This is a genomic window from Chryseobacterium sp. HNCC26DJ241 (assembly GCF_057180505.1).
The window spans coordinates 95,292-104,116 of the sequence record NZ_JBXUGL010000006.1; the positions used below are offsets into that span (position 1 = coordinate 95,292).

8 protein-coding genes are annotated in these 8,825 nt (G+C 33.6%); 5 read left to right on the forward strand and 3 right to left on the reverse strand.

Annotated elements, in window-relative coordinates; all coding sequences use genetic code 11:
- Positions 1-153 precede the first annotated feature (153 nt).
- The 5 genes from AC2A1C_RS05635 (at position 154) to AC2A1C_RS05655 (ending at position 7,098) form a co-directional block, all read left to right on the forward strand.
- Positions 154-3,510, forward strand: coding sequence for a TonB-dependent receptor (locus tag AC2A1C_RS05635; protein ID WP_484024209.1), 3,357 nt, complete (start codon positions 154-156; stop codon positions 3,508-3,510).
- An 11-nt stretch (positions 3,511-3,521) separates the two neighbouring features.
- Entirely contained in the window at positions 3,522-4,439 is a 918-nt protein-coding gene (locus tag AC2A1C_RS05640; RefSeq protein WP_484024210.1) for a DUF4397 domain-containing protein, read from the forward strand.
- 85 nt (positions 4,440-4,524) lie between these two features.
- A complete protein-coding gene (locus AC2A1C_RS05645; protein WP_484024224.1) occupies positions 4,525-4,962 on the forward strand; it encodes a hypothetical protein in 438 nt (145 codons plus the stop codon).
- 40 nt (positions 4,963-5,002) lie between these two features.
- On the forward strand, positions 5,003-6,013 hold the full coding sequence (locus AC2A1C_RS05650; RefSeq protein ID WP_484024211.1) for an aspartate-semialdehyde dehydrogenase: 1,011 nt from the start codon (positions 5,003-5,005) through the stop codon (positions 6,011-6,013).
- 80 nt (positions 6,014-6,093) lie between these two features.
- On the forward strand, positions 6,094-7,098 hold the full coding sequence (locus tag AC2A1C_RS05655) for a cation diffusion facilitator family transporter (RefSeq protein ID WP_484024212.1): 1,005 nt from the start codon (positions 6,094-6,096) through the stop codon (positions 7,096-7,098).
- A 291-nt stretch (positions 7,099-7,389) separates the two neighbouring features.
- On the opposite strand, the gene AC2A1C_RS05660 is transcribed toward AC2A1C_RS05655, so the two are convergent.
- The 3 genes from AC2A1C_RS05660 to AC2A1C_RS05670 form a co-directional block, all read right to left on the reverse strand.
- Complete coding sequence (locus AC2A1C_RS05660) at positions 7,390-7,785, reverse strand: hypothetical protein (RefSeq protein ID WP_484024214.1); 396 nt, start codon at positions 7,783-7,785, stop codon at positions 7,390-7,392.
- Positions 7,782-8,471 carry a hypothetical protein gene (locus AC2A1C_RS05665; protein WP_484024215.1) on the reverse strand — a complete coding sequence of 230 codons (690 nt, stop codon included), beginning with the start codon at positions 8,469-8,471 and terminating at the stop codon, positions 7,782-7,784. The genes AC2A1C_RS05660 and AC2A1C_RS05665 overlap by 4 nt, the downstream gene beginning before the upstream one ends.
- A gap of 75 nt (positions 8,472-8,546) precedes the next feature.
- Positions 8,547-8,825: hypothetical protein (locus tag AC2A1C_RS05670; protein WP_484024217.1), on the reverse strand; the 279-nt coding region annotated here is incomplete at its 5' end.

Genomic DNA, 8,825 nt, shown 5'->3' on the forward strand with positions numbered 1-8,825 from the left:
TGAAAACCTACAAAATACAGCTTATACAAGCAATTTTTGATTTTTCAAGACATTAACAGAATTTTTGTATATTCGAAAATTAACAATCACTTAACAATAGTTAAATAAATATTAACGATTTTTGCAAAAAATTATAATCTAATAAAAAACAGTATGCGTTCAAACTACAGTAAACGGTTGTTGTCAGTACTTTTTGTATTGTTTTCTACAATCATGTTATTTGCACAAGAAACACGATCATCCATCAATGGTCAAATCTTAGATGCATCAAAAAAACCATTAAAGTCAGTCAAAATTACAGCAACACATTTGCCTACCGGTACAGAATATAAGTCTGTTACCAATGCGGATGGATCTTTTAGAATTCCCAACATGAATGTTGGAGGGCCGTATAAAATATCGGTAAATGCGGAAGGCTATGATGAATATTCTGAAAATGATGTTGAATTGAGCTTAGGAAGTGCTTACGATTTTAATGTTACTTTAGACAAAAAAGAGAAGCAAATAGAAGGTGTTGTTATCAAAGGTACAAAATCCAAGGACAAAACAGGTGCTGAAACTGGGGTGAATTCTGGCCAGCTTCGAGCATTGCCGAACGTAGCAGGAACACTCTCCGATTTTGTAAGAGTAACACCACAGGTAAAAACAACAGACAGACAAATTTCTATTGCAGGACAAAATAACAGATACAACGCAATTTATGTAGATGGGGGAGTAAATAATGATGTTTTCGGATTATCTCCTTCCGGAACGGATGGTGGACAAACTGGAGGTAGCCCTTTTGCATTTGAAGAATTGGATCAGCTTTCGGTTTCTATTGCTCCGTTTGATGTGAAACAATCGGGTTTTGCAGGAGGTGCTATTAATGCAACAACAAAAGCGGGTACCAACAAATTACAAGGTTCTACATACGTTTTTTACAGAAATAACAAGCTGGCAGGAAAAACAGCAAATTATTTGGAAAGCAATCGTGTTGCGCTTCCGGATTTTTCTGCGAAAAGAATGGGGGTAAGTTTAGGAGGACCCATCGTTAAAAATAAATTATTCTTCTTCGCTACCTACGAAAAAGAGGATATTAAAACTCCAAAGCCTTTTTCTTACGGAGAATTTTTAGATCAGGCTAATGTTACGAGACAAGATTTGGACAACCTAAGATCAGGAATTTTATCTAAGTACAATTATGATATAGGAAGTTTTGATCAGGCAGAAGATAAATTGGATGCAGATAAATTCGTTACAAGAGTAGACTGGAATGTTTCCGACAAAAACAAAATTACTTTAAAATATAAATACACTCAGTTTGATTATCAAACAGATAACGTTTCATCAAACACGACCATTAATTTTGCTAGTGGTTCGCAAACTATTCTGAACAAGACACATTATGCTACATTGGAATGGAATTCAAAAATCTCTGAAAAATTATCAAACAGCATCATCTTGAGTGGAAAATCCGTAAGTGATGACCGTGATTTTACAGGAACTCCTTTTTCAAGGGTAAGTTTGCAGACTTTAGGAGGAAGAACGGTGGCTTTTGGTTCAGAAGCTTTTTCTACAGCTAATTTATTGACACAGAAAGTATTCTCCTTAAATGACAATTTCGAAATTGATCTTAATAAACATAAAGTATTAATTGGAACTCAACACGATTTCTACAGATTGGATAACTTATTTATTGGAAACAATTTCGGAACCTATACCTTCAACAACCAATCGGTTACTAATAGTGGAACAACAACTATTGTAGCAAGTGGTTTGGAAAGATTCTATCAGTATTATTTGGCTGGAAACACAACAGGAAATATTCCTGGACAAACCTTTGGGTATGATCCTAATTATACTTTTTATAATAGAAGCTATGCATTTAGTAATCCAAAAGGAATTGGAGATGATCTTATCAACGATAAAGCATCTGCAAAATTTGATGTTTACCAAATGGGCTATTATGTGCAAGATACTTGGAAACCTAATAAGAATTTGACCTTAAACTTGGGATTAAGAGTAGATATTCCTTATTATGAGGATACTAATTTGAATTCGGATTATAACAATATCACGGTTCCTCTTTTAGAAAAGGCAAGACCGGGACAAGAAATTCCTAAAACAGGTGCTTTCATAAAACCTATCGTTCATTTTTCACCAAGATTAGGATTTATATATTCTTTCGATCCTAAAGCAGAATTTAAGACAACATTACGAGGAGGAATTGGGGTATTTACTTCCAGAGTTCCTTTAGTTTGGGCAGGTGGAGCATATAACAATACTGGTGCAAATCTTAACAATGTTACACAAAATAATATTGGTTTGAATCCTTTTATAGGAGATCCTAATAATCAATATACGATTAATGGGCAAAAATACGGAGGTGAAGTGAATGTCTTTGTTAGAGATTTTAAATTGCCTCAAAGATTGAAAACGAGTTTAGGTTGGGATCAAAAATTACCACATGGATTTAATTGGACTACCGATTTATCTTACGACAAAGTATTGAACGACGTATATTATGAAAATATTAACCTTGCCCAACCGGCAGGATATATTACAGGATCAGGAGGTGATCATAGACCAAGATGGAATCAAGCATCTTTGGTTGATCCAAGATATACGGCAATTTATTTAGGTTCTAATACAAGTAAAGGATATTCTTACACTATTTCTAATACGCTATCTAAAAAATTCAATTTTGGTTTATTTGCAAGTTTCTCTTATACATATAACGATGCAAAAACAATTTTTGACGGAACTTCTTCCCAAAATTCATCTCAATGGAGAAATTTGGAGTCTGTAAACGGAAAAAATGGGGATTTACCTATCTATAGATCTCAATTTGCTATTGGAAACAGAGTTACAGGATTGCTAAGCTATGAAATAAAATGGGCAAAAGAACACCTAAAGACTACCGTTTCTTTATTCTATGAAGGAATTAACGGAGCTCCATATTCTTATATTTATGGTTCTAATGGAGGTAATTTGCTTCTTAATGACGATAGCAGTGACAATGCATTAATCTATGTTCCAAAAGATAGAAATGATATAAATCTTGCAGCTAATTACAACGGTTTGACCGCCGAATACCAGTGGCAATTATTAGATAGATTTATTGAAAATGATCCTTATCTAAGAACAAGAAGAGGTCAGTATGTAGAAAGAAATTCTAACAGAACTCCTTGGTCTAATGTGATCGACTTGAGAGTTTTACAAGATTTTTCTCTTAACTTCGGAAAATCAAAGCAAAATTTTCAATTGTCATTTGATATCTTCAACCTAACCAATTTATTGAATAAGAAATGGGGGCTTAGATATAACAACCAAAACACCAATACAAGCTTCTTCTCTCATCGTTTGATTGATGTAGTAGGAATGACCAATAATGGTGATGGAACTTATACTCCTACTTTCGGTGTAAATGCGGATAACGTAAGTACCAGAGCTATTGACCAGTACAATAACTCAGGTGTATCTAGTTCTATTTGGCAAATGCAATTAGGGATAAGATATTTCTTTAAATAAAAATCACCATCATGAAATTATATAAAACAAAATCTCAAACTTTCAATTATAGAAACTCTTCAAAAATAAAAACAATGGGTAAGAAAATATTTTCATTAGCAGCATTACTTTCAGGTTTGTTATTTATTACTAATTCTTGTGACAATAATGATGCAAGTAATGAATTGCAAGTATCAAGAGTAAATTATGTACATGCAATACAAAACGTAAAAAGCGGTACTTCTACTACTGCAACTAATAATAACGTTAATCTTTTGGTTGATGATATAAAACTGAATTCTACTGCTTTTGGTCCTAACACGCAAAGAGGATATACCAATGTAGAAAGCGGCGAAAGAAAAATTCAGGTTCAAAATATTGTATCTACCAATTCACCTGCTACTGTACCATCTTTGGTAGATTATATTAATACGAAATACACTTTCGGGGCTTTCAAAAATTATACTGTTTTTGCGGCAGGTAATGCTAATAATAATACTGCACCTATGACAACGGAAGCAGTTGTTGTAGAAGACGATCTTACTACGCCACAAGCAGGAAATTATAGAATACGTTTTGCTAACATGATTTCAGACTCAGATCCTGTTTCTTTAGATATTGCGCCTGTTTATACAGCATATGTTAAAAGTACAAATTTACCGGTAAGTCCTGCTGAAACGTTGGTGGATACTTATACCAATTTGTTCACAAACATAGCTTACAAACAAGTAACAAGTTTCAGTGAAAAAAACTATAATGTAGGTACTGTTCCTGCACATACAGACCCGAATAAATATTACAAAGCAACGGGTACGTTTTCTTTGAAGCAATATTCCGGAGCTACTGTTCTGAAAACAATTACAACAACTTCCCTTGCACCAAGCCGTAATTTTACTTTTATGGGTAGTGGTGTGAAAGCATCTGCAAATGGAACACTATTAACAAACTAAAAATTTGTTTACTTATTTAAAATATAACTGCTTCTTTATAGAAGCAGTTTTTTTATCTTTGTTCTTCAAAAATTAAATTATGGAAATTCACAATATCTTTTTGCATGCACATCGTGGTTTTGCTTATTTGGAACTTTTGCTTGTAGTTATATTTTTAATTGCGCTTTTTTTAGTTTTTTTCAGTAATTCAGGAGTAATTACAAAGCTTTTAAGAAAGTCTACACTTTTTGTAATGATTTTCTTTCATATTCAGTTTTTAATAGGAATTGTAATGCTTTTTCTGACATCAGGTTTTATGGATACAGTCAATGAAATCGGAATGGGTGGTTTAATGAAAAACGCAGCATTACGATTTACCTATATTGAACATCCTTTTTCTATGCTTATTGCTGCTGTTCTTATGACTATTGTAAACAAAAAAGTAAAGAGTAATGAAAAATTGCCAATGAGCGTTGTAGCATTAAGTATAATAGTTTTGGCTTTAGTAGGATATGCATTACCTTGGGCGAAAATTTTCGGTTAAAACTTTAAATCAAGTATCAATAATTAATTATCACTTATAAATGAAAGTAGCAGTTGTGGGAGCAACCGGAATGGTTGGTCAGGTTATGTTAAAAGTTTTGGAAGAAAGAAATTTTCCGGTTACAGAACTTATTCCGGTAGCTTCGGAAAGATCTGTAGGAAAAAAAGTGATGTATAAAGGTAAGGAATTCGAAATCGTTTCTATGCAAACAGCTGTTGATCTGAAACCTGAAATTGCTATTTTTTCGGCAGGCGGAAATACTTCCTTAGAATGGGCACCGAAATTTGCAGAAGTAGGAACTTTCGTAGTAGACAATTCTTCTGCATGGAGAATGGATCCTACAAAAAAATTGGTAGTTCCGGAAATCAATGCTGATGTGCTTACCAAAGAAGATAAAATTATTGCAAATCCGAATTGTTCCACCATTCAGTTGGTAATGATACTCAATCCTTTGAATAAAAAATACGATATCAAAAGAGTAATTGTATCTACATATCAATCGGTTACGGGAACAGGAAAAGATGCAGTGGATCAATTGAATGCCGAAACAGAAGCGTCAGTAAAAGGTGATAGTAAAAAAAATATCAACAAAGTATATCCATACGAAATTTTCAAAAATGCGCTTCCGCAGTGTGATGTTTTCGATCAGGACGATTACACTAAAGAAGAATTGAAACTAATGCGGGAACCGAAAAAAATTATGGGAGATGATTCCTTTAGTTTGACGGCAACAGCAGTGAGAGTTCCGGTTCAGGGAGGTCATTCAGAAAGCGTGAATATTGAATTTGAAAATGAATTTGATCTGGATGAAGTTCGCAAAATCCTCTCCGAAACTCCGGGAGTACTAGTAATGGATGATGTTAAAAATAAAATTTATCCGATGCCTTTATATTCCGAAGGAAAAGATGAGGTTTTTGTAGGAAGAATCAGAAGAGATTTTTCACAACCCAAAACATTGAATTGCTGGATTGTAGCAGACAATCTCCGGAAAGGAGCTGCAACCAATGCAGTGCAGATTGCTGAATATCTCGTAGAAAACAAAATTGTATAAAATTAAATGCTCGCTTTTAGTGAGCATTTTTTAATTATTAGAGTGGTCAAACATTTAAGATTTTAATATCCAAACAAATCATGACAACCAAATCTTCATCAGAAAAAAAGAATTATGCTTTTCAAAGGAATATTGCCATTTTTGGAATCATTCTTTTTTTAGGAAAACTTCTTGCATGGCGATTAACTAATTCAGATGCTGTGTTTTCAGATGCTATGGAAAGTATTGTAAATATCATTGCTGCTTTCATGGGACTATATTCACTATATGTTGCGGCGAAACCAAAAGATGAAGACCATCCTTACGGACATGGAAAAGTAGAATTCATTACTTCAGGAATTGAAGGTGCATTGATTATTTTTGCGGGAAGTGTCATCATTATAGAAGCTATTGATTCCCTGCTTAGCAAAAATATTTTGAAAAAATTAGACTGGGGAATGGCAATTGTAGCCGCAACAGCAGTGATAAATTATGTATTAGGCTATATTTCTTACAAGAAGGGAATTAAGGAAAATTCTCTTGTTTTACAAAGTTCAGGAAAGCATTTGCAAAGTGATACCATTACAACAGCTGGAGTGGTGATTAGTTTGATAATTGTTTATTTTACTAAACTCTATTGGCTGGATGCAGCTGTTGCGATAGTTTTTGGAGGATACATCATGATTGTTGGGTATAAAATTATACGAAAATCGTTGAGCGGAATTATGGATGAAGCAGATATAGAAATGCTGAAAAGACTTTCAAAATTTTTAAATGAAAACCGACAGTTCAAGTGGATTGATATTCATAATATGAGGATACAGCAATTTGGAAGCGGATTACATATTGATGCGCATCTTACGCTTCCTTGGTATTTTGAACTTCGTGATGCTCACAATGCAATGGAGGAATTAATTAAATTAATTGTAAAAAACACGGAAAGAAATGTAGAGTTTAATTTTCACATGGACGATTGCAAACCCATTTCTTGCGAAATTTGTCAGATATTTGAATGCCCGGTTCGTGAAAGAAAATTTGCAGGAAAAGTAGATTGGAATGAGGAGACCATTACGCAACCGAATAAGCATACAGTTGAAAATTTATAAAAACAACGGGGTTAAATCTGTCCAACATTCAGGGAGACTTACACAGTCCCTACACAAAAAAGATATTGACGTGATTAAAAACCTGCTCAGTGCATACATCCTGAAAACAGATCTGCAGGAAAAATTGAAAAAGTAAAAAGCAAATAAATTAGATAATCCTATTTCTCGGATTGCAAAGGGGTATTTAACATAATGGATAGCAGCTCTTTAAAATAAAAAAACCTCGCAAATTGCGAGGGTTTTGTTTTATCTACCGGTACGAGAGAGACGCTAGCGTGAGCTTGGAGAGGATTAATTGATTGTTATTGTTTTGGCACATATATTTTTGCAATCTTCATAAAAAATAGATTTCATACTGCTTCCCCAAATTAATTTTCCATTAATTACAATTGATTCGCTTTCTTCAAGATCAGCTGTACGCTCATCATAATATTTTAATCTTTTAATAAGAGTTAAATTATATTTCTTTCCTAAAATAATAGGATTATTATATAATTTACATGCTCTTTTAGGCTTAACAAAAATTCCCTCTCCCTCTTTATTTCTAAAGTAGTATACATATACTTTTTTCAGTTTTGCTATTTTATAAAACTCAACATTTGTGACAAGAGTATCTTTTTTGCTAATGGTTTGAGCATGACTAAACAATCCTGTAGCAAGTAAAATAAAAGAAAGTAAAATTTTCATCTTTTCTTATTAAAATTAGTAGTAAAATTACCAAGAACAATTTTTTCACCTGTTTTTGTATTTACAAGTGTTTTCATCATTGTTACAGATTCTAATCTATTTCCTGAAAAATTTCTTGATCCTGAAGATTCTATTTTATAACCATCTTTTGCTGTCAAATCTTTATTACGAGGATCAAGTCTGTTTGCTTCTTTATGTGCATAATTATAAGCTTCGCTTTTTCCAACAGCAGGTTCACTGCCAGAATATTTTTGAGCTCCCACATAGACTTCAAGGGCTTCATGTAACATAGCTACCCCATTACCTGTTTTAACAGCTTTATCAAAATTTCCTAATACTTCTGGATTCACAATGTTTGTTGCAATAGTTTTGCCTTCAACTTCTTTACTTCCATGAAAAGCACCTCCGTTGTATGTTGTATTTTCATCTATTAAAAAATCATCATCTGTTTGTAAAACAACCGTTATGCATTCATCTTTTGTGGCTTGGAGAAACCTAGAAGATGCTTCATTTTGTTGTGCGCCTTCTACTTCAGTAGCTGTGATTTTTCCATTGTTATCCATTGATAAATTAAGCTGTCCTTTAACAGAGCTTTGAAGTTGGTTGAGTGTTTCCTGTCTTTGTTCAAAATTACCTCGGATAATAATATCCTTATTTGACATTCCATCCGGATCAATAAAACGCATTGGATTATTGTAAGCGTAAGTGTAAGTACTCCATCTTCGGGAAGTTTCAGCGAGTGGATCAATAGTAAACCAACGTCACAAGTCCGCCATATACATTCTCGCCCCAAAATCATACATTACCGTCTCTTGCAATTCCTTACCATTGTACTTGTAGTTAAAAGCCGTTCCCTTTGCATCATACGCAGAACCATAGTAGCTGTAGAAATTCATCCCGAAAGGATAGTAGTCATTTCTATCCAGAATGTCAATCGTATTGGTGGTTGTATTTTTAGCGTAGCTCTGTCTCACGTTTCCAAGATGGTCTTTGTACTGATAAATATACTGCTTTTTCTTAAAATCATAAAATCCTTCCGC

Excerpts from the sequence above, each read along its gene's own strand:
- AC2A1C_RS05635 (WP_484024209.1), top strand. The coding sequence starts at position 154 with ATGCGTTCAAACTACAGTAAACGGTTGTTGTCAGTACTTTTTGTATTG.
- AC2A1C_RS05640 (WP_484024210.1), top strand. The coding sequence starts at position 3,522 with ATGAAATTATATAAAACAAAATCTCAAACTTTCAATTATAGAAACTCT.
- AC2A1C_RS05650 (WP_484024211.1), top strand. The coding sequence starts at position 5,003 with ATGAAAGTAGCAGTTGTGGGAGCAACCGGAATGGTTGGTCAGGTTATG.
- AC2A1C_RS05655 (WP_484024212.1), top strand. The coding sequence starts at position 6,094 with ATGACAACCAAATCTTCATCAGAAAAAAAGAATTATGCTTTTCAAAGG.
- AC2A1C_RS05660 (WP_484024214.1), bottom strand. The coding sequence starts at position 7,785 with ATGAAAATTTTACTTTCTTTTATTTTACTTGCTACAGGATTGTTTAGT.
- AC2A1C_RS05665 (WP_484024215.1), bottom strand. The coding sequence starts at position 8,471 with ATGCGTTTTATTGATCCGGATGGAATGTCAAATAAGGATATTATTATC.